The following is a 20,807-nucleotide window of genomic DNA, read 5'->3' as shown; positions in this document are numbered from 1 at the left end:
TGGATGCCTTGGCACCAGGAGCCGATGAAGGACGTGGGAGGCCGCGATAGGCCTGGGGGAGCTGTCAACCGAGCTGTGATCCCAGGGTGTCCGAATGGGGTAACCCGGCATCAGTCATGTGATGTCACCTGCACCTGAACTCATAGGGTGTGTGGAGGGAACGCGGGGAAGTGAAACATCTCAGTACCCGTAGGAAGAGAAAACAAATAGTGATTCCGTGAGTAGTGGCGAGCGAAAGCGGATTGAGGCTAAACCGGTTGCGTGTGATACCTGTCAGGGGTTGCGTGGTCGGGGTTGTGGGACCTCATGTGGTGGGCTGACAACCACCGAAGGAGTTATAAAGCCAGTTGTTAGCTGAATGGTCTGGAAAGGCCGACCGTAGACGGTGATAGTCCGGTAGGTGAAAGCAGCTGGTCTTCTGTGGGTGTTCCCGAGTAGCGGCGGACTCCTGAAATCTGCCGTGAATCTGCCAGGACCACCTGGTAAGCCTGAATACTTCCTGGTGACCGATAGCGGACGAGTACCGTGAGGGAATGGTGAAAAGTACCCCGGGAGGGGAGTGAAATAGTACCTGAAACCGTTCGCCTACAATCCGTCGGAGCCTTTTGGGGTGACGGCGTGCCTTTTGAAGAATGAGCCTGCGAGTTAGTGGCATGTGGCGAGGTTAACCCGTGTGGGGGAGCCGTAGCGAAAGCGAGTCTGAAGAGGGCGTTTGAGTCGCATGTTCTAGACCCGAAGCGGAGTGATCTAGCCATGGGCAGGCTGAAGCGCGGGTAAGACCGTGTGGAGGGCCGAACCCACCAACGTTGAAAAGTTGGGGGATGACCTGTGGTTAGGGGTGAAAGGCCAATCAAACTCCGTGATAGCTGGTTCTCCCCGAAATGCATTTAGGTGCAGCGTCGTGTGTTTCTTGCCGGAGGTAGAGCACTGGATGGTCTAGGGGGCCTACAAGCTTACCGAAATCAGCCAAACTCCGAATGCCGGTAAGTGAGAGCGCGGCAGTGAGACTGCGGGGGATAAGCTTCGTAGTCGAGAGGGAAACAGCCCAGATCACCAGCTAAGGCCCCTAAGCGTGTGCTAAGTGGAAAAGGATGTGGGGTCGCATAGACAACCAGGAGGTTGGCTTAGAAGCAGCCACCCTTTAAAGAGTGCGTAATAGCTCACTGGTCAAGTGGTTCCGCGCCGACAATGTAGCGGGGCTCAAGTACACCGCCGAAGCTGTGGCACTCACACGGTGCCCGGTGTCTGCCTTTTGGGGTGGGCATCCAGGTGTGTGGGTGGGTAGGGGAGCGTCGTGCCGGGGGTGAAGCAGCCGAGTGATCGAGTTGTGGACGCGGCACGAGTGAGAATGCAGGCATGAGTAGCGAAAGAAGGGTGAGAAACCCTTCCGCCGGATGACCAAGGGTTCCAGGGCCAGGTTAATCCGCCCTGGGTGAGTCGGGACCTAAGGCGAGGCCGAGAGGCGTAGTCGATGGACAACGGGTTGATATTCCCGTACCCGCGAAGGAGCGCCCGTGATGAACTTCGTTGTGCTAACCATCCGAGCTGTCTGATGCCTTCGGGTTGATGGTGGTGAGCGTGGGAACCTGGCGGGTAGTAGTCAAGCGATGGGGTGACGCAGGAAGGTAGCTGAGCCCGGCCGGTGGTTGTGCCGGGGTAAGCGTGTAGACCGCACCATAGGCAAATCCGTGGTGCATGAAGGTTGAGACGTGATGCCGAGCCGATTCAGGTGAAGTCAGTGATCCTATGCTGCCGAGAAAAGCCTCTAGCGAGTTCCGAGCGGCCCGTACCCCAAACCGACACAGGTGGTCAGGTAGAGAATACCGAGGCGATCGGGCGAACTGTGGTTAAGGAACTCGGCAAATTGCCCCCGTAACTTAGGGAGAAGGGGGGCCGGAGACGTGAAGCCCCGCGCGGGTGGAGCGTTGTATGGCCGCAGAGAGCAGGGGGAAGCGACTGTTTACTAAAAACACAGGTCCATGCGAAGAAGTAATTCGATGTATATGGACTGACGCCTGCCCGGTGCTGGAACGTTAAGGGGACCTGTTAGTCCTTTCGGGGGCGAAGCGGAGAACTTAAGCGCCAGTAAACGGCGGTGGTAACTATAACCATCCTAAGGTAGCGAAATTCCTTGTCGGGTAAGTTCCGACCTGCACGAATGGCGTAACGACTTCCCCACTGTCTCAACCACAGGCCCGGCGAAATTGCAGTACGAGTAAAGATGCTCGTTACGCGCGGCAGGACGGAAAGACCCCGGGACCTTTACTATAGCTTGACATTGGTATTTGAGTCGGCTTGTGTAGGATAGGTGGGAGCCGGTGAAGCGCATACGCCAGTATGTGTGGAGGCAATCTTGAAATACCACTCTGGTTGATTCGGGTATCTAACTTCGGACCGTTATCCGGTTCAGGGACAGTGTCTGGTGGGTAGTTTAACTGGGGCGGTTGCCTCCTAAAAGGTAACGGAGGCGCCCAAAGGTTCCCTCAGCCTGGTTGGCAATCAGGTGTTGAGTGCAAGTACACAAGGGAGCTTGACTGTGAGACTGACGGGTCGAGCAGGGACGAAAGTCGGGACTAGTGATCCGGCACTTGCGTGTGGAAGCGGTGTCGCTCAACGGATAAAAGGTACCCCGGGGATAACAGGCTGATCTTCCCCAAGAGTCCATATCGACGGGATGGTTTGGCACCTCGATGTCGGCTCGTCGCATCCTGGGGCTGTAGCAGGTCCCAAGGGTTGGGCTGTTCGCCCATTAAAGCGGTACGCGAGCTGGGTTTAGAACGTCGTGAGACAGTTCGGTCCCTATCCGCCGTGCGCGTAGGATACTTGAGAAGGGCTGTCCCTAGTACGAGAGGACCGGGACGGACGAACCTCTGGTGTGCCAGTTGTCCCGCCAGGGGCACGGCTGGTTAGCTACGTTCGGAAGGGATAACCGCTGAAAGCATCTAAGCGGGAAGCCTGCTTCAAGATGAGGTATCCCACCCTTGGAGACAAGGGGTAAGGCCCCCAGCTAGACGACTGGGTTGATAGGCCGGAAATGTAAGCCCGGTAACGGGTTCAGTTGACCGGTACTAATAGGCCGAGGACTTGACTACAAAGATCCTGCTCGCGTCCACTGTGCAACTCACAACAAACAAACACACCCCCAACAGGATTGCTGTTGTTGGTGTTGGTGTTGTTTGACATGTTGATAAGGTTACGGCGGTCATGGCGGAGGGGAAACGCCCGGCAAACATTCCGAACCCGGAAGCTAAGCCCTCCAGCGCCGATGGTACTGCACCCGGGAGGGTGTGGGAGAGTAGGACACCGCCGGACACACGTCACAGTCGAGGGCCGCCCGGGATCGGGCCGGCCCTCGACTGCGTTGCGTCGTCGATACGGCGTACTCAGGAAGGATGTACCTGTGAGTTCAGGACCTCAGGGCCCGGACCGTCCCCGGGGCTACGAGGGTCGGCCCGGCGACCGCGACGGCGACTCGCGCCGTGGCGACCGCCCGTCGTACCGCGACCGGGCAGGGGGGCGCGACTCCCGCGACGCCGGCGGATACGGTGCCGACCGGTCACGCTCTGGCGGCTTCCGCCGCGACGGCGACCGTCGTGAGGGCGGCTTCCGGGACGGCGACCGTTCGAGCGGTGGGCCTCGCGGTGAGCGCCGCGACCGGGGCGACGCCGGGCGCGAGGGCTCCCGCGACGCGGACCGTGGCGCGGCTGGCGGCTTCCGTGGCGACCGCCGCTCCGGCGATGACCGGCCGGGCGGGTTCCGGCGCGACGCCGGCGAGCGCTCAGGTGGCTTCCGCGGCGGCGACCGGGGCGCCGGTGGCTTCCGTGGCGACCGCCGTGACGGCGGCTTCCGTGATGGTGAGCGCCGTGACGGCGGCTTCCGGGGCAACGACCGCCGTGACGGCGGGCGGCGCGAGGGTGGCTTCCGCGGTGGTGACCGCGACGGTGGTTTCCGTGGTGAGCGCCGCGAGGGTGGCTTCCGTGACGGTGAGCGCCGTGAAGGCGGTTTCCGCGACCGGGACAGCTCTGCGCGGGGCTCCGGTGAGCGTCGCGACGGTGGTTTCCGGGGCAACGACCGCCGTGAGGGCGGCTTCCGTGGTGAGCGTCGCGACGGCGAGTTCCGTGGTGAGCGTCGCGACGGCGAGTTCCGTGGTGAGCGCCGTGACGGTGGCTTCCGCGGTGGTGACCGCGACGGTGGCTTCCGGGGCGAGCGCCGCGAGGGCGGTTCCCGTGACGGTGAGCGCCGCGACGGTGGCTTCCGGGGCGACCGCCGTGAGGGTGGCTTCCGGGGCGACCGCCGTGAGGGTGGCTTCCGGGGCGACCGCCGCGAGGGTGGCTTCCGTGGCGGCGAGCGCCGCGAGGGCGGTTTCCGCGGTGGTGACCGCGACGGTGGTTTCCGCGGTGAGCGTCGCGAGGGTGGTTTCCGGGGCGAGCGTCGCGAGGGTGGTTTCCGGGGCGAGCGCCGTGATGGCGAGCGTCGCGAGGGTGCCTTCCGCGACGGTGACCGCCGAGAAGGCGGGTTCCGGGATCGTCGCGAGGCGGGCGGCTTCGGTGGCGAGCGCCGAGGGGACGGCTTCCGGTCGGACCGACGTGACGGTGACCGCCGTGAGGGTGGCTTCCGCGACGGTGACCGCCGTGACGGTGGCTTCCGGGGCGAGCGGCGTGACAGCGGGTTTCGGGGTGATCGTCGTGACGGGGGCTTCCGCGGCGGTGAGCGCCGCGACGGAGGTTCGGGCAGCGGTGATCGTCGCGACGGAGGTTCCGGTAGCGGTGATCGTCGTGGCGGCGAGTTCCGGGGCGAGCGTCGCGACGGGGGCTTCGGCAGCGGTGAGCGCCGTGAGGGTGGTTTCCGCGGTGGTGATCGCCGCGACGGTGGGTTCCGGGGTGAGCGTCGCGAGGGCGGCTTCCGTGGTGAGCGTCGCGAGGGTGGCTTCCGCGACGGTGAGCGTCGTGAAGGCGGTTTCCGCGACCGGGACAGCTCTGCGCGGGGCTCCGGCGAGCGTCGCGACGGTGGGTTCCGTGGTGAGCGTCGTGACGGTGAGCGCCGGGACGGTGGCTTCCGGGGCGACCGGGATGAGCGGCGCCGGCGTGACGATCGGGACGGGTTCGGGGCTGAGGAGGGGCGCACGGAGGCTCCGGCGCTGCCCGACGAGATCGTCGCGACCGACCTGGACAAGGATGTCCGCGCCGAGCTGCTGTCGCTGGCGAAGCCGGTCGCGGACACCGTTGCCCGGCACCTCGTGGCGACCGGGCAGCTGATTGACGAGGACCCGGCGGAGGCGCTCGCCCACGCGTTGGCCGCGCGCCGGCTCGCGTCGCGGATCGCCGCGGTCCGGGAAGCGGTCGGGCTCGCCTCCTACCACGCGGGGCAGTGGCAGTCGGCGATCGCCGAACTGCGGACGTACCACCGGATGACCGGTGCGCAGAGTCACCTCGCGGTGATCGCGGACAGCGAGCGGGCACTGGGTCGGCCCGAGCGTGCCATCGACCTGTTCCGCGGCGCGGACCAGGAGAAGCTGGACCCGGCCGTCGCGATCGAACTCCTGATCGTGGCCGCCGGCGCCCGGGGCGACCTCGGCCAGCGGGACGCGGCGGTGGCGATGCTCCAGGTCCGCGAGTTGACCACCGACGCCGTCCAGCCATGGACGGCCCGGCTGCGGTACGCCTACGCCGATGCGCTGCTGGCCGTGGGACGGCGGACCGAGGCGCGGGAGTGGTTCTCCCGCGCGGCGGAGGTGGACACCGAGGCGGAGACGGACGCGGCCGAGCGGCTGCTTGACCTCGACGGCGTGGTCATCGAGGGCGACGACGAGGACGAGGTGGCCGAGGAGTTGGCCGCCGGCCCTGGCGCCCCCGGAGCCGTGCCGGCCAGGCCGGACGCCGACCTGTCGGCGGACGCGGTTGGCGAGCCGAACGGGGAAGATCCGGCCGAGGCCGGTCCCGCAGCCGTCGACCCGGCTGGCGACGAGCCGACCGTCGACGACGACCCAGCGGGCGACGAGCTGACGGTTGACTACGACCCGACCGGCGAGGAACTGGTGGGCGACGAGCTGACGGTCGGCAATGCCGCAATCGACGACGACCTGGCCGGCGACGATCGGGCCGACAACGACCCGGCCGGCGACGAGCTGGTAGGTGACGAACTGGCGGCCGGTAGCGCGACCGGCGGCGAGCTGGCGGCCGACGGCGAAGCGATCGACGGTCGAGCAGCCGAGGGCGAACCGGTCGAGGAGGCGAGGTCGGAGGTCGCGGCCAAGGCTGTCTCGGAGGTCGACTCGTCGGAGGACGGGGACCGCCGCGAGGACGACGGTCCCGAGGAGCCGGAGGCACAGCGGCAATGACCGGGGAACGGCTGGCCGACGGTTACGCCCTGGTCGTCTTCGACCTGGACGGGGTGATCTACCTGATCGACCAGCCGATCCCCGGCGCGGTCGAGACGGTCGCCCGGCTGCACAGTGCCGGCCGGGCCGTGGCGTACGCGACGAACAACGCCTCGCGCCGCGCCGCCGATGTCGCCGACCTGCTCACCGGGATGGGGGTGCGGGCGCGGCCGGAGGAGGTCCTCACCAGCGCGGCCGCCGCCGCCCAGCTGCTGGGTGAGCGGCTGCCCGCCGGCGCACCGGTGCTCGTGGTGGGCGCCGAGGCGCTCCGGTCCGAGATCAGCGAGGCGGGGCTGAAGCCGGTCTCCACCGCAGACGACTCTCCGGTCGCGGTGATCCAGGGGTACGGCCCGCAGGTGGGCTGGGCCGACCTGGCCGAGGCCGCGGTGGCCGTACGCGCTGGTGCGACCTGGGTCGCCACCAACACCGACCGGACCCTGCCCAGCGGACGCGGACCGCTGCCGGGAAACGGTGCACTGGTCGCCGCGCTGGCCACCGCGCTCGGCCGGGATCCGGACGAGATCGTCGGCAAGCCGGCGCCGGAACTGTTTGCCACCGCCGCCCGGCGGGCGGACGGCGGGCGGACGCTGGTCGTCGGTGACCGGCTGGACACCGACATCGAGGGCGCCAACCGCGCCGGCCTGGACAGCCTGCTGGTCCTCACCGGTGTCAGCGACGCCGCCGAGTTGCTCGCCGCCCCGCCGCAGCGCCGGCCGACGTACGTCTCGTGGGATCTGACCGGGCTCTTCGACCCCACCGAGGTGGTGCGGGTGCCGGCGCCGCAGGCCGACGAGGGCGGCTGGCACGTGGCGGTCGGGGCCGACGGTTGGGAGCTGGCCGGCTCGGGGCGTCCGCTGGACGCGCTCGCCGCGCTCTGCGCGGTGGCGTGGTGGCGGCATCCGGCCGGTCCGCTCCGGTCGGCGTCCCCGGAGGCGGCGAAGGCGCTGGAGGCGCTCGGCCTGGCGTCCTGACCGGGCCGGCCTTGACCGGGCTGGCCTGACCGGGCCGTACGCTCGGCGGCGGCCTGACCGGGTCGGCCGTTCACTGGGCCGGGCCGGTCGCTCAGAGCAGCTTGCGCAGCTTCATCAGGTCGAACGGGTTTGCCTTGATCGACACGCGGCGGTTGGCGACCGCGCGGGTGATGTCGAGGTCACCGCGTACCAGGGCGACCAGGTCGTCGCTGGTGGTGCTCATGGCGATCTTCGCCTTCGGGTCGTCGCCGTCGGCCAGTTCCACCAGCCTGCCGCCGGTGAGCCGACCATGGAAGGCGGTTTCCAGATCGGTGACCCGGCACGCCAGGGTGCGATCCAGGTCCACGCGATCGCGGACGGTCTCCGCGTTGCGTTCGAGCCGGGCGGCCAGATCGTGCAACGCCTGCCGACACTCGTCCACGGTGGCCACCGATGCCTCCTCGCCACACCACGTCGTCTCCCGGGCACGGTACCGCACGGGGTGGTCCCGGCGGCCCGGTAGCGTGACACCTGCAGACCTCCGTCGGGCGAAAGGACTCAGGCATGCAGGACGCGTGGCGCGCCTACCTCGAACTGGCCATGGGCCTGACGGAGGCGCCCCGGAAGAAGGCGCAGGATGCGGTGCGCCGGGCGATGGGCTCCACCGGAGCGACCGCCGCACAGCTCCAGACGCTCGCCGAGGAACTGCGGTCGACCGGCGCGGCCAACCGCGAGGCGCTGACCAAGCTCGTGCGGTTCGAGGTCGAGCGGGCGCTCGGCGCGGTGGGCCTGGCCACCGCCGAGGAGGTCGCCGATCTCGAGCAGCGGGTACGCGAGCTGGAGCGCCAGCTTCGCGCGGCTCCCGGCGGCGAGGCAGCGGGTACGCCCGGGGCCGGTACGGCCGCCGACGTGCTCTCCGTCGGTGCCCCGCCGACTGCGGCCGCCGCTCCTCCGATGGAGGCCGCTCCTCCGACGAAGGCGGTCGCCAAGAAGGCCGTGGCGAAGAAGGCGGTCGCCACGAAGACGGTCGCGAAGAAAGCCGTGGCGAAGAAAGCCGTGGCCAAGAAGACGGTCGCGAAGAAGGCCGTGGCCAAGAAGGCGCCCGGGACGGTCGCGCGTACCCCTGATGGTGACCCGGCTCCCCGACCGGCGCAGGGCACACCGGAGCACGGCGGGCGACCGGACGGTGCCGCGTGACCGCGCGACCGGCGCGGACCATGCGGCTCGGTGCGCTGGTGCCACCCGGTGTCCCGGCGTGCGGCGGTGCGATCGGGTGGTGGGGAGCATGAGCGCGCCCCGGCCCGGGCCGGGCCCGCGTCCGGGGCCGCCGCCGCAGCGGTGGACCGGCGACGGCGACGAGGCCCCTGGTCACCCGGCGGTGGAGGCCGCGGTGCAGGCGATCGCGAACGCCGCGACGCTCGCCCCGGCCGACCAGATCGCCGAGTACGAGGCCGCGTACCAGACGTTGCGGGAGACGCTGGCCACCATCGACCAGGCCTGAGGAGGCGCGTCCGTCCATGGCACGTCGTAACCGGTTGGACGCCGAACTCGTCCGCCGCGGCCTGGCGCGTTCCCGCGAGCAGGCGGCCGCGCTGGTGGAGGCGGGCCGGGTCCAACTGCGCGGGGTGCCGGCCCGCAAGGCCGCCGCGATGGTCGATCCCGCCGACCCGCTGCTGGTCAGCGGCGCCGACCCCGCCTCGGAGTACGTCTCCCGGGGCGGGCACAAGCTGGCCGGCGCGCTCGCCGCGTTCGCGCCCGCCGGGCTGGTCGTGACCGGCCGGCGCTGCCTCGACGCCGGCGCGTCCACCGGCGGCTTCACCGACGTGCTGCTGCGCGCGGGCGCGGCCGAGGTGGTCGCGGTCGATGTCGGCTACGGTCAGCTGGCCTGGCCGCTGCGTAACGACGCCCGGGTGCGGGTCTTCGAGCGGACCAACGTCCGGACGCTGACCCCCGAGGCGATCGGCGGCCCGGTCGAGGTGACCGTCGCCGATCTCTCGTTCATCTCGTTGCGGCTGGTGCTGCCGGCCCTGGCCGCCTGTACCCGGGCCGACGGCGACCTCGCGTTGATGGTCAAGCCGCAGTTCGAGGTGGGCCGGGAACGGGTCGGTGCCGGCGGGGTGGTGCGCGATCCGCAGCTGCGGGCCGAGGCGGTGCTCGATGTCGCGGCGGCGGCCGCGACGCTGCGACTGGGGCTGGTGGATCTGGCCGCCAGCCCGCTGCCCGGGCCGAGCGGCAACGTGGAGTTCTTCGTATGGTTACGCCGGGACGCACCACCGGCCGACCCGCAACGGGTGCGGGCGGTGGTGACCGCCGGGCCGCAGGGCGCGGCGACGTTCGTCGGTGGGCCGGACGAGGCGACGGAGGAGGAGCCGTGAGTGCGAGGAGTGAGCCGGTTCTGCGAGCCCCGCAGTCGCGAACCGAGGAGGAGCCGTGAGTGCGAGGAGTGAGCCGGTTCTGCGAGCCCCGCAGTCGCGAACCGAGGAGGAACCGTGAGCGGCGGTGTCGCGATGACCCGCACGGCCCTGCTGGTGACGCACACCGGCCGGCGGCGCAGCACGGAGCACGCCCGTACGGTGGCCGCCGACCTGATCGCCGCCGGCTTCGAGGTCCGAGTGGTGGCCGAGGAGGCCGAGGATCTCGACCTGCCGGGCGTGGTGCCGGTGACCGGGCCGGAGACGGCCGAGGGCGCCGAGATCGTCTTCGCGCTCGGCGGGGACGGTACGTTTCTGCGCGCTGCGGAGCTGGCCCGACCGGCGAAGGTGCCGCTGCTCGGCATCAACCTCGGCAAGGTCGGCTTTCTCGCCGAGGCGGAGATCGACGATCTCGACGTCGCGGTCCGGGACGTGGTGGACCGCAACTACAGCGTCGACGAGCGGCTCACCCTCGATGTGACCGCGGAGTTCGACGGCGGGCCGACGATCGAGTCGTGGGCGCTCAACGAGATCAGCGTCGAGAAGGGTGAGCGGGCCCAGATGCTGGAGCTGCTCGTCGACGTCGACGGGCGGCCGCTGTCGCGCTACGGCTGTGACGGGGTGGTCTGCGCCACGCCGACCGGCTCCACGGCGTACGCCTTCTCCGGGGGCGGGCCGGTGGTCTGGCCGGAGGTGGAGGCGCTGCTGCTGGTGCCGATCAGCGCGCACGCGCTGTTCAGCCGGCCGCTGGTCACGGCGCCCACCTCGACCTTCTCGATCACCGTCGACCCGTTCACCACCCTCGCGGTGCTCAGCTGCGACGGGCGCCGGGTCTACGACCTGCCGCCGGGCGCCCGGGTCACCGTCCGGCGGGGCACCCTGCCGGTGCGGATCGTGCGGCTGCGGGATCGCTCGTTCACCGCTCGGCTGGTGGCCAAGTTCGACCTTCCGGTGCACGGCTGGCGCGGCAACCGCCGCTGACCCGTGGGCGGCGGTGGCGGACGGCGCCCGGCCGCGCCGGCTGGTCAAGTGTCGGGCATCGCGTCTACTGTCGGTTGCTGTGCTGGAGGAGCTGCGCATCACCGGACTGGGCGTCATCGAGGACACGACGCTGCCGCTGGCCGGCGGCATGAACGTCATCACCGGCGAGACCGGTGCCGGCAAGACGATGGTGGTGACCGGTCTCGGCCTGCTCTTCGGCGGTCGGGCCGACGCCGGGCGGGTGCGGGCCGAGCCCGGCCGCGCCGTCGTCGAGGGCCGGCTGCGTCTCGGCGGCCGGGTGGCGGAGGCGGTGCACGCCCGGATCACCGACGCCGGGGGCGAGCCCGACGACGACGGCTCCGTGCTGCTGAGTCGTACGGTCACGGTGGAGGGTCGATCCCGGGCGCACCTGGGCGGGCGGGGCATGCCGGTGGCCATGCTCGGCGAGGTGGGTGAGCAGGTGGTGGCCGTGCACGGCCAGTCCGACCAGTTGCGCCTGCTGCGCCCGGCCGAGCAGCGGGCCGCGCTGGACCGGTTCGCCGGCCCGGAGCACGAGAAGCTGCTCGACGCGACGCGGGAGGCGTACACGCAGTGGCGGGCGGTGGTCGACGACCTGGCGGACCGGCGACGCAACGCGCGGGAACGCCACCAGGAGGCGGATCTGCTGCGGCTGGGCCTCGACGAGATCACCCGGGTCGATCCGCAGCCGGGTGAGGACGACGAGCTGAAGGCGGAGGCGCAGCGGCTGGAGCACGCGGAGGGTCTGCGTACCGCGGCGCAGCTGGCCCACCAGTGCGTGGCCGGCGGGCTGGAGGCCACGGACGACACCCCCGACGCGTCGACGCTGCTGGGCACCGCCCGGCGGACGCTGGAGGCGCAGACCGGCACCGATCCGGCCCTCGGTGAGCTGGCCGCGCGGCTGGAGGAGGCGGCCACCCTGGTCGCCGATGTCTCGGTGGAGCTGTCGACGTACCTCGCCGGTCTGGACGCCGATCCGGCCCGGCTGCAGGCCCTCTACGAGCGGCGGTCCGCGCTGCGCGCGCTGACCCGCAAGTACGCCGACGACATCGACGGCGTCATCGCCTGGGCGGACCGGGCCCGGACCCGACTGTCCGACCTGGACACCTCCGACGAGCTGCTCGACGAGCTGGATCGGGAGGCGTCCAGGCTGGCCGGCGAGGTGGCCGAGCTGGCCGGCCGGCTGTCGGCGTCCCGGCAGGAGGCGGCGGTGCGTTTCGCCGAGCAGGTCACCGTCGAGCTGGCCGGGCTGGCGATGCCGCATGCCCGGATCGAGGTGGCGGTGCTGCCCCGACCGGCTGGCCGGGCCGAGCCCACCCTCCCGGTCAACGGGGTCGAGGTCGGTGTCGGGCCGGACGGCGGCGACGAGGTCGAGCTGCGGCTGCTGGCGCACCCCGGCGCGCCGTCGCTGCCGTTGCAGCGGGGTGCCTCCGGTGGCGAGCTGTCCCGGGTGATGCTCGCCATCGAGGTGGTCTTCGCCGGTTCCGGTGGTCCGCCGACGCTGGTCTTCGACGAGGTCGACGCGGGCGTCGGTGGCCAGGCGGCGGTGGAGATCGGCCGGCGGCTGGCCCGGCTGGCCCGCAGCCACCAGGTGCTGGTGGTGACGCACCTGCCCCAGGTCGCCGCCTTCGCCGACCGGCATCTGGTGGTGGCGAAGGACACCGGCGGCGCGGTGACCACCAGCGGGGTGCGAGTGGTGGAGGACACCGAGCGGGCCCGGGAACTCGCCCGGATGCTGGCGGGTTTGCCGGATTCCGATCTGGGTATCGCTCACGCGGAGGAGTTGCTGGCCGTGGCGGCCAGGGAACGGCGGTCCTGAGACCGCGATTGTGAGCGGAGGCACACCGGCCTTCGCGCATCTGTGCTTCCCTGGGTAGGCGGCCCTGCTCAGGCATGTCGCGACAGATTCACCTGCCTCACATGCCAGGATGGTCACGATGCGTCTACCCACGTTGCGCCGGGCCCGGAACGCGGAACCGGGACGAATCTCCGGCACCGCACGCCTCGACCGCCGTACGAAACGGCTGGTCGGCCGGCTCCGCCCCGGTGACATCGCGGTGATCGACCACGTCGACCTGGACCGGGTCGCCGCCGACTCGCTGGTCGCTGTCGGTGTCGGCGCGGTGCTCAACGCCAAGCCGTCGGTCTCCGGCCGCTATCCCAACCTCGGGCCGGAGGTGCTGATAGCGGCCGGCATTCCGCTGCTGGACGACCTCGGCGAGGGCGTCTTCGAGCGGATCCGTGAGGGCGACACGGTGCGCATCGAGGGCAACACCGTCTATCTGGGTGACGATCCGGTGGCGCACGGCAGCCTGCAGGACACCGAGACCGTGGCCAAGGCGATGACCGACGCCCGGGAGGGCCTGTCGGTGCAGTTGGAGGCGTTCGCCGCCAACACCATGGACTACCTCAAGCAGGAGCGCGATCTGCTGCTCGACGGTGTCGGGGTGCCCGATATCGCCACCGTGGTGCAGGGCCGGCACTGCCTGATCGTGGTGCGCGGCTACGACTACAAGGCCGACCTGGATGTGCTGCGCCCGTACATCCGGGAGTTCAAGCCGGTGCTGATCGGCGTCGACGGGGGCGCGGACGCGCTGGTCGAGGCGGGCTACACCCCGGATATGATCATCGGTGACATGGATTCGGTCACCGACGACGTGCTGCGCTGCGGCGCCGAGGTGATCGTGCACGCGTACCCCGACGGGCGGGCGCCGGGGCTGCCCCGGGTCAGCGGCCTGGGCGTGCCGGCGCTGACCTTCCCCGCCGCCGCCACCAGCGAGGACCTCGCCATGCTGCTGGCCGACGAGAAGGGCGCGTCACTGATCGTCGCCGTGGGCACCCACGCCACGCTCGTCGAGTTCCTCGACAAGGGGCGCGGCGGCATGGCGTCGACGTTCCTCACCCGGCTCAAGGTCGGCGGCAAGCTGGTCGACGCCAAGGGCGTCAGCCGGCTCTACCGGCAGGGCATCTCCGGTTCCTCGCTGCTGCTGCTGGTGCTCTCGGCGATCGCGGCCATGGCCTCGGCGGTGGCCGTCTCCACCGTCGGCAAGGCGTACCTGGGTGTGGTCTCCGAGTGGTGGGACAATTTTGTGTTCCAGCTCGGCCAGCTCTTCTAGCTCCCGACCGATCAAGAGGCTGCAAGCGTGATCAACTTCCGGTACCACGTGGTGTCCCTGACCGCGGTCTTCCTCGCCCTGGCGATCGGTCTGGTCGTCGGCACAGCCGCCCTCAACGGCCCGGTGGCGGACTCGCTGAACAACACCGTCAACTCGCTGCGCAAGGACAACCAGCAGATGCGCCAGGCGGTCCAGAACATGCAGCGGGAGCTGGAGCTGGAGGAGGAGTTCGCGGCCGAGATGGCCCAGGTGATGCTGCCGGGCACGTTGACCGGCAAGCGGGTGCTGATGCTGACCACCCCGACCGGCCGGGACCACGCCGAGGGCGTGCTCAACATGCTGCAGCTCGCCGGGGCCGACCTCACCGGGCGCATCGACCTGCAGGACAAGTTCATCAACCCGGAGAACAACAACAACCTGTTGGAGTTGGCGGTCACCGCGGCCCGGCCGACCGGCGCGCCGACCGCCGGCCTGCCCGGCAACGGCCACGGCGTGGAGACCTCCAGCGCCCTGCTGGCCACCGTGCTGCTGGACCGGCCCGCCGGCTCCGAGCCGGTCACCGAGGCCGACCGGCGGGCCGTGCTGGCCGCGTACAGCAACGCCAACTACCTGACCAGTACGGACCGGATCACCGCCGCCGCGGAGGCGGTGCTGATCGTCAGCGGGCAGCCGTACGTGGACAAGGACTCCGCCAAGAAGGACGAGTCGGTGGTCAAGATCGCCGAGCAGTTCGACCGGACCGGCGGGCTCGTGGTGGCCGGCAACGGCTCCGCCGGCGGCAACCTGGTGTCCTTCGTCCGGGGCGACGCCGTGCTCGCGCAGTCCATCTCGACCATCGACAACGCCAACACGGTGCAGGGCCAGCTGGTCACCACCCTGGCACTGGTGGAGCGGCTCACCGAGCGCCGGGCCGGGCAGTACGGCGTCGGCGACAACGCCGCCTCGCTGGTGCCTAAACTGCCCCAGTGAACCCTTACCCACCCATGAGCGTGTTCCGGCGACTGCTGGCCGCGGGCGTCGGGGCGGCCGCCGCCCGCTACGCGCTGCGCGAGATCCGCAGCGCGCCCGCCGGGCCGGCGCTGGAGCGGACCAACTTCCGTGGGCGCACGGTCACCCTGGCCGCCGGGCCGGCGCTGGCCATCGGCGCCTCGGGTGCGGCGGCCGCCGGTGCGGCGAGCGTGCCGGCCGGGGCGGCGACCCTGGTGGCCGGGCTCGGCGCGGGTGCGGTGGGGCTCTACGACGACGTGGTCGGCGCCCGGCCGGAGCAGCAGGCCGCCAAGGGCTTCACCGGGCATCTGGCCGCGTTGCAGCAGGGACGGGTGACCGCCGGCCTCGTCAAGATCGCCGGAGTGGGTGCGGCCGGTCTGGCGGCGGCGGTGCTGCTCTCCGCCGACGCCGGGGTGGCCGGGCACCGGCGCCGACAGCGCCAGAGCGCGCTGGGCCGGGGCGTCGACGTGCTGCTCGGCGCGGGGGTGGTGGCCGGCACGGCGAACCTGGTCAACCTGCTCGACCTGCGCCCCGGCCGGGCACTGAAGTCGGGCCTGCTGCTCGGCGCGCCGCTGACCGGTGGCCGCCACGGCGGGATCGCCGCCGGCGCGGTCGGCGCGAGCACCGGGCTGCTCCCGGCCGACCTCGGCGAGGACGTGATGCTCGGCGACAGCGGCGCGAACTCGCTGGGCGCCGTGCTCGGCGTGGCGCTGGCCGCCCGCACCGGCCCGCTCGGCCGGGCCGCTCTCCTCACCGCCCTCGTCGGTCTGACCGCGGCCAGCGAGAAGGTGAGCTTCACGTCCGTCATCGCGAGCACGCCGGGGCTGCGTGAGCTCGACGCGCTGGGCCGTCGCGCCGACTGACGTGACCAGACCGGCTCCCCTCGCCGGCGCCGGCCGGGTGGCCGGAGCGGCGGCGCTCATCGCCGTACTCACCGTGGTCAGCAGGGTGGCCGGGTTCGGGCGTACGGCCGTCTTCACCTGGGTGGTGCAGGACAGCGACCTGGGCGCGATGTACGTGCTCGCGAACACCATCCCGAACATCATCTTCGAGATCGTCGCGGGTGGCGCGCTGGCCAGCCTGGTCGTACCGCTGCTCGCCGGTGCGGTCGCGGCGGGCGACCGGCGGGCGGTGGCGGCGACCACGGGCGCCCTGCTCACCTGGACGGTGACGCTGCTGGTGCCGCTGGCGGTGCTGGTGGCCCTGGGCGCCGGTCCGATCATCACCGCGCTCGGCGACAGCCGTTCGCCGGAGGAACTGGCGGCGGCCACCCGGATGCTGCGGGTGTTCGCGCCGCAGCTGCCGCTGTACGGGATCGGCATCGTGCTCACCGGCGTGCTCCAGGCGCACCGCCGGTTCGCCTGGCCGGTGATCGCGCCGCTGCTGTCCAGCCTCACTGTCGTCGTGGTCTACCTCGTCTTCGCCGGTGTGGCCGGCACGGGGGCGAGCGTGGCGCAGGCGGGCCGGGCCGGGGAGCTGATCCTGTCGGTCGGCACCACCGGTGGCGTGGTGGTGCTGTCGCTGTCGCTGCTGATCCCGCTGCGCCGGTTGCGGCTGACGCTGCGCCCCGGGTACGCGTTCCCGGCCGACGCCCGGGCCCGGGTGCGCGGGCTGGCCGTGGCCGGTGTGGTGACCGTCACCGCCCAGCAGGTGGCGCTGGCGGTGATCCTCTACCGGCTCTCCGGCGGGCCGACCGAGGCGTTCCAGGTGTTCAACCTGGCGCAGACGTTCTACCTGCTGCCCTGGGCGGTGCTGGCGGTGCCGCTGGCCACCGCCGCCTATCCGACCCTGTCCGCGGCGGCCGCAAGCGCGGACGAGCGGACCTACCGGGAACTGCTGTCGGCGACGCTGCGCGGCGTGCTGTTGTGCAGCTTCCTCGGCGCCGCGGTGCTGATCGCCGCGGCCGGACCGATCGGGCGGTTCTTCCCGCTCAACGCCGACGCCACCGCCGCCGCGATCGCCGGTTACGCGCCCGGGCTGCTCGGCTACGGGCTGTTCGCGGTGCTGTCGCGGGCGCTGTACGCCCGCGGCGCGACCCGGGTGGCCACCGTCACCATCACCGCCGGCTGGCTCGCGGTTCCGCTGGTGCTGTTCCCGCTGTCGGCCCTGCTCCCGGTGGCCAATCGGGTGCTCGCGGTGGCGCTGGCCAATTCGGCGGGGATGCTGTTGCTGGGCGCGTTGCTGCTGGTCGCCGTCGGTCGGGAGGCCGGTCGGGAGGCGCTCGCCGGCGCCGGACGGGCCGGCGGTGCCGGGCTGCTGGCCGGCACCACGGCCGCGCTCGGCGCGCTGGCGCTGCTCCGGTTGCTGGACGCGGGGGACGGCACCCCGGCGCGCTGGACGGCACTGGTGCAGGGCATGCTGTCCGGGGTTCTGGTCGCTGTCGTGTTCCTCGGCGTGGTCTGGTTGGTTGACCGGCAGGATCTGCGACCGCTGCTGGCCGGGCTGGGCCGACGCCTGCGCCGGGCCCGGATGCGCGACAGGAAGAGGGGATAGGGAGGAAGTGTCCCGGTGAGCGCGAGGAGTGAACCGACGGCCAACCCCCAGCGGCACGGCACGGTGGTGCTGCTGCTCGCGTCGAGCACCGGGGGCGTCGGGCAGCACGTGCGCGCACTGACCCGAGGGCTGACCGCCGTCGGGGAGCCGGTGCTGGTCTGCGGGCCGGCCGCGACCCAGGACCAGTTCGACTTCGTCGCCGCCGGCGCCCGGTTCCAGCCGGTGGAGATCCCCCCGAACCTGACGCCGGCCGATGCCCGGGCGGTCACGGCGCTGCGCCGGCTGCTCGCCGCCGAGCGGGTCAGCGTCGTGCACGCGCACGGGCTGCGCGCCGGGCTGGTGGCGGTGCTGGCCCGGCCCGCCGCCCCGCTCGTGGTCACCTGGCACAACGCGGTACTCGCCGGTGGCCTGCGCGGGAGCCTGTCCCGGCTGGCCGAGCGGGTCGTGGCCCGGGGCGCCCGGGTGACGCTCGGCGCCTCCGCCGACCTGGTCGCGCGGGCCGCCGCGCTGGGTGCGACGGACGCCCGGCTCGCCCCGGTCGCCGCCCCCGACCTGCCCGCGCCACGCCGTCGCCGGGCCGCCGTCCGTGCCGAGTTCGCCGTCACCGCCGACCAGCCGCTGATCCTCTCGGTGGGGCGGCTGCACCCGCAGAAACGCTATGACGTGCTGGTGGACGCCGCCGCCCGGTGGCGGGAGCGCAACCCGCCGCCGGCCGTGGTGATCGCCGGCAGCGGTCCCGCCTACCTGCCGCTGGCCGCCCGGGTCAGTGCCGCCCGGGCACCGGTCACCCTGCTGGGGCACCGTACCGACGTGGCCGACCTGCTCAGCGGCGCGGACCTGGCCGTGGTGACCAGCGACTGGGAGGCACGTCAGCTGTTCGCGCAGGAGGCGCTGCGCGCCGGCGTACCGCTGGTGGCGACCGCGGTGGGTGGCCTGCCGGACCTGGTCGGTGACGCGGCGGTGCTGGTGCCGCCGGGCGACGTCGACGCGGTCGACGCGGCGGTGCGGGAACTGCTCGACGACGACGCCGGCCGCGCCGAGCTGGCCCGGCGCGGCGCGGCGCGGGCGGCGACCTGGCCGACCGAGGCGGCGACCGTCGCCCAACTGGCCGCGCTCTACGCCGAACTGGCGGCCGGGCCCGCCGGCCCGGCCACGCCGGATGCCGACGCGCCGTCGACGGGACGCCGGTGATGCTGCGCCGGGCCGCGCCGATCCTGCTCACCCTGGTTGTGGTGGCGCTCGGTATCACCGCCCTCGCGGCCCGCCCGCAGACGCCGCCGCCCCGGCAGACCGCGGACTATGTGGTCCTCGTCGGCGTGGCCGGGCTGCGTTGGGACGATGTGGACCCGCAGCGGACGCCGACGCTGTGGCGGCTGGCCCGCGACGGCTCGATCGGGTCGCTGTCGGTGCGCTCCGCGCGGCGGCCCACCTGCCCGATGGACGGCTGGCTGACGCTCGGCGCGGGCAGCTTCGCCGCCTGGACGGGCAGTGGTGCCGAGGACGGACAGTGCCCGCCAATCGGCGTGACGGTGGAGCAGCCCGACGGCATCGGCGCGAACCTGCCGGACCAGGAGAGCGTCGTCCTGCACAACCAGGAGCGGCTGCCCTGGGGCACGGTCCCGGGCGCGCTGTCGGAGTCGGTGCGCTGCTCGGTGGCGGTCGGACCGGGAGCGGCGGTGGCCGCGGCCCGGCCGTTCGGCCGGGTCGACCGGTACGCGCCGACCCTGCCCGACAACCCGGCCGAACTGCTCGGCTCCTGCGTGCTCAGCATCGTCGATCTCGGCGCGGTCGAGGGCGAGGATCCGGCGGTACGGGCGTCGGCCGCCCACGCCGTCGACACGCAGCTGGCCCGGGTGCTCGACGGCCGGCCCCCGCGGTCGCTGGTGATCGTCGCCGGTGTCTCCGACACCGCCCTGCCGTCCCGGCTGCACGTGGCCATCGCCGACGGTCCCGGCTGGCAGGAGGGCTGGCTGACCTCGCCCAGCACCGGGCGTCGGGGCTACCTGCAACTGGTCGACCTCCCCCCGACCGCGCTGGCCGCGTTGGGCCGCCCGATGCCGGACCGGCCGTTCCTCGGCCGGCCCGCCGAGTCGGTCGACGGCCGGCCGGCCGACCTGTCCGCCGCGATCGCCGAGCCCGCGGGCGCGGACCAGGAGGCCGCCGCCCAGCAGAAGGTGGCCGGCGGCTTCTTCACGGTGCTGGCCGCCGTCCAGGTGGCACTCGCCGTGGCGGTGCTGCCACTGCTGCGCCGGGCCCGCCGGCACGCCGGGCCGTACGGGCCGAAGCCGGTCCCACCTCCGGTGGTGGCGACGGTGGAGGTGCTGCTGGTCGCCGCCGCCCTCGCCATGCCGGCGGCCCTGCTCGCCGAGGCCGCGCCGTGGTGGCGCTACGCCCACCCGGCCGCGTCGTTCGCCGGGCTGACCGCCGCGCTGCTGGCCGCCGCGACGCTGCTGGTGCGCCTCGCCCCCGGCTACCGCACGACGCTCGGCCCGCTCGGTGCGGTGGCCGGGCTGACCACGCTGGCCGTCGGCTTGGACGTCGTCACCGGCGCCAGGTTGCAGCTCAACGGCGTGATCGGTTACTCCGCGCTGGAGGGTGGCCGCTACGCCGGGCTCGGCACCGTCGGGCTCGGCGTCTTCGTCGCCGGCGCCCTGCTGAGCGGGGGCTGGCTCGCCCAGCGGGTACGCCGCGCCTGGCGGCCGATCGTCATGGTGATCGTGGGTGGCGCCGCCGTGGTGGTGGTGGGCAGCCCCTACCTGGGTGCCGACTCGATTGGCGCGATCGCGCTGACCGCCGGGGTGAGCGTCGCGGCGGCGATCAGCGCGGGTGGCTGGCTGACCCTGACCCGGCTCGCCTGGGCGGCCGTGGCCGGGCTGGCGGTGACGGTCGGGTTCGCGGTGGTGGACCTGAGCCGGTCGCCGGCCGAGCGGGGCAGCCTGGGCCGGTTCCTGGCCGCGCTCGGTGAGGGCACCGGCGGGCTGACCGTGCAGCGCTCCGGCGCCGCCAGCTTCGACACCCTGGTCAACAGCCCGCTGACGGTGCTGGCGCTGGCCGGCGCCGCGCTCGTCTGGTTCGCGCTGCTACAGCCCTGGGGTGGGCTGATGCGGCTGTTCGGCATCTACCCGGCCGTCCGGGCGGCGATGGCGGGCGTCGCGGCGGCGGCCGTGATCGGCGGCCTGCTGGGCGCCGCGGCGCTGGACGTGGCCGGCGCGGCCGCCGCGGTGGTGGTGCCGATGGCGGCGCTGTCGGCGCTGCGGGTGCTCGACCATTCGGCGGACCGGACCCGGCCGAGCCTGGACGCGCCGGCCGAGGGAGATTCGGCCGTACGGCCGTCGGCCGAGCCCGCGACCGGGTGACCCGGCGACGGGTACCCGGGTGCGGCCCCGGCCTGCCGAGGAGGAGGTGTTACCGTGGAATCCCGTGGATCGCGTGATCACTTCGCTGATCGGCTCGGCGGTCTGCATGACCGCGACGG

At 72.0% G+C, this 20,807-nt stretch carries 14 protein-coding genes, 2 rRNA genes and 1 pseudogene (1 of these 17 running past the window's edge); 15 read left to right on the top strand and 2 right to left on the bottom strand.

Annotated elements, in window-relative coordinates; genetic code table 11:
* Together O7615_RS31550 and rrf are read left to right on the top strand one after the other, a co-directional pair.
* Window positions 1-3,092: ribosomal RNA gene (locus O7615_RS31550) — 23S ribosomal RNA — on the top strand (it extends 24 nt beyond the left edge of the window).
* A 102-nt stretch (window positions 3,093-3,194) separates the two neighbouring features.
* Window positions 3,195-3,312, top strand: a 5S ribosomal RNA gene (gene rrf, locus O7615_RS31545).
* 466 nt (window positions 3,313-3,778) lie between these two features.
* Here rrf and O7615_RS31540 read toward each other — a convergent pair.
* A complete protein-coding gene (locus tag O7615_RS31540; protein ID WP_278182343.1) occupies window positions 3,779-5,287 on the bottom strand; it encodes a hypothetical protein in 1,509 nt (502 codons plus the stop codon).
* Between O7615_RS31540 and O7615_RS31535 the strand changes: the two genes are divergently transcribed.
* Together O7615_RS31535 and O7615_RS31530 are read left to right on the top strand one after the other, a co-directional pair.
* The gene (locus O7615_RS31535) at window positions 5,198-6,337 is read left to right on the top strand and encodes a Replicase polyprotein 1ab (protein WP_278182302.1); all 1,140 of its coding nucleotides are present in this window, start codon (window positions 5,198-5,200) and stop codon (window positions 6,335-6,337) included. The genes O7615_RS31540 and O7615_RS31535 overlap by 90 nt on opposite strands.
* Window positions 6,334-7,347 carry an HAD-IIA family hydrolase gene (locus O7615_RS31530; protein ID WP_278181439.1) on the top strand — a complete coding sequence of 338 codons (1,014 nt, stop codon included), beginning with the start codon at window positions 6,334-6,336 and terminating at the stop codon, window positions 7,345-7,347. Before O7615_RS31535 ends, O7615_RS31530 begins: the two co-directional genes overlap by 4 nt.
* 91 nt (window positions 7,348-7,438) lie before the next feature.
* Here O7615_RS31530 and O7615_RS31525 read toward each other — a convergent pair whose 3' ends face one another.
* Window positions 7,439-7,777: an SCP2 sterol-binding domain-containing protein gene (locus O7615_RS31525; RefSeq protein WP_278181438.1), complete on the bottom strand. Its 339-nt coding sequence runs from the start codon at window positions 7,775-7,777 to the stop codon at window positions 7,439-7,441.
* 113 nt (window positions 7,778-7,890) lie between these two features.
* Between O7615_RS31525 and O7615_RS31520 the strand changes: the two genes are divergently transcribed.
* The 11 genes and pseudogenes from O7615_RS31520 to O7615_RS31470 form a co-directional block, all read left to right on the top strand.
* A complete protein-coding gene (locus tag O7615_RS31520; RefSeq protein ID WP_278181437.1) occupies window positions 7,891-8,523 on the top strand; it encodes a histone H1-like repetitive region-containing protein in 633 nt (210 codons plus the stop codon).
* Window positions 8,524-8,611: 88 nt separating this feature from the next.
* Window positions 8,612-8,827, top strand: a complete 216-nt coding sequence (locus tag O7615_RS31515; protein WP_278181436.1) for a hypothetical protein — start codon at window positions 8,612-8,614, stop codon at window positions 8,825-8,827.
* Window positions 8,828-8,843: 16 nt separating this feature from the next.
* The gene (locus O7615_RS31510) at window positions 8,844-9,701 is read left to right on the top strand and encodes a TlyA family RNA methyltransferase (protein WP_278181435.1); all 858 of its coding nucleotides are present in this window, start codon (window positions 8,844-8,846) and stop codon (window positions 9,699-9,701) included.
* 132 nt (window positions 9,702-9,833) lie between these two features.
* Window positions 9,834-10,718 carry an NAD kinase gene (locus O7615_RS31505; RefSeq protein ID WP_278182301.1) on the top strand — a complete coding sequence of 295 codons (885 nt, stop codon included), beginning with the start codon at window positions 9,834-9,836 and terminating at the stop codon, window positions 10,716-10,718.
* 79 nt (window positions 10,719-10,797) lie between these two features.
* On the top strand, window positions 10,798-12,555 hold the full coding sequence (gene recN, locus O7615_RS31500) for a DNA repair protein RecN (RefSeq protein WP_278181434.1): 1,758 nt from the start codon (window positions 10,798-10,800) through the stop codon (window positions 12,553-12,555).
* Window positions 12,556-12,673: 118 nt separating this feature from the next.
* The gene (gene steA / locus O7615_RS31495) at window positions 12,674-13,852 is read left to right on the top strand and encodes a putative cytokinetic ring protein SteA (protein ID WP_278181433.1); all 1,179 of its coding nucleotides are present in this window, start codon (window positions 12,674-12,676) and stop codon (window positions 13,850-13,852) included.
* Between the two features lie 27 nt (window positions 13,853-13,879).
* Window positions 13,880-14,821: a copper transporter gene (locus tag O7615_RS31490; RefSeq protein ID WP_278181432.1), complete on the top strand. Its 942-nt coding sequence runs from the start codon at window positions 13,880-13,882 to the stop codon at window positions 14,819-14,821.
* A gap of 14 nt (window positions 14,822-14,835) precedes the next feature.
* A complete protein-coding gene (locus O7615_RS31485; RefSeq protein ID WP_278182300.1) occupies window positions 14,836-15,702 on the top strand; it encodes a hypothetical protein in 867 nt (288 codons plus the stop codon).
* A gap of 1 nt (window position 15,703) precedes the next feature.
* The gene (locus O7615_RS31480; RefSeq protein WP_278182299.1) at window positions 15,704-17,332 is read left to right on the top strand and encodes a lipid II flippase MurJ; all 1,629 of its coding nucleotides are present in this window, start codon (window positions 15,704-15,706) and stop codon (window positions 17,330-17,332) included.
* Window positions 17,333-17,347: 15 nt separating this feature from the next.
* On the top strand, window positions 17,348-18,523 hold the full coding sequence (locus O7615_RS31475; RefSeq protein ID WP_278181431.1) for a glycosyltransferase family 4 protein: 1,176 nt from the start codon (window positions 17,348-17,350) through the stop codon (window positions 18,521-18,523).
* Window positions 18,523-20,622, top strand: a pseudogene (locus tag O7615_RS31470) (hypothetical protein); the annotation flags it as partial. The gene O7615_RS31475 and the pseudogene O7615_RS31470, both read left to right, overlap by 1 nt.
* Window positions 20,623-20,807 lie beyond the last annotated feature (185 nt).

Origin of the sequence: Micromonospora sp. WMMD1082, from assembly GCF_029626175.1 — a bacterium.
Classification (GTDB): domain Bacteria; phylum Actinomycetota; class Actinomycetes; order Mycobacteriales; family Micromonosporaceae; genus Micromonospora.
The sequence above is the reverse complement of the archived record's forward strand: the minus strand, read 5'-3'. Positions and strand labels throughout refer to the sequence as shown.

What these genes read in the sequence shown, in the direction of transcription:
- O7615_RS31505 (WP_278182301.1), top strand. Translation starts at nt 9,834, where the DNA reads ATGACCCGCACGGCCCTGCTGGTGACGCACACCGGCCGGCGGCGCAGC.
- steA (WP_278181433.1), top strand. Translation starts at nt 12,674, where the DNA reads ATGCGTCTACCCACGTTGCGCCGGGCCCGGAACGCGGAACCGGGACGA.
- O7615_RS31530 (WP_278181439.1), top strand. Translation starts at nt 6,334, where the DNA reads ATGACCGGGGAACGGCTGGCCGACGGTTACGCCCTGGTCGTCTTCGAC.
- O7615_RS31485 (WP_278182300.1), top strand. Translation starts at nt 14,836, where the DNA reads ATGAGCGTGTTCCGGCGACTGCTGGCCGCGGGCGTCGGGGCGGCCGCC.
- O7615_RS31510 (WP_278181435.1), top strand. Translation starts at nt 8,844, where the DNA reads ATGGCACGTCGTAACCGGTTGGACGCCGAACTCGTCCGCCGCGGCCTG.
- O7615_RS31515 (WP_278181436.1), top strand. Translation starts at nt 8,612, where the DNA reads ATGAGCGCGCCCCGGCCCGGGCCGGGCCCGCGTCCGGGGCCGCCGCCG.
- O7615_RS31520 (WP_278181437.1), top strand. Translation starts at nt 7,891, where the DNA reads ATGCAGGACGCGTGGCGCGCCTACCTCGAACTGGCCATGGGCCTGACG.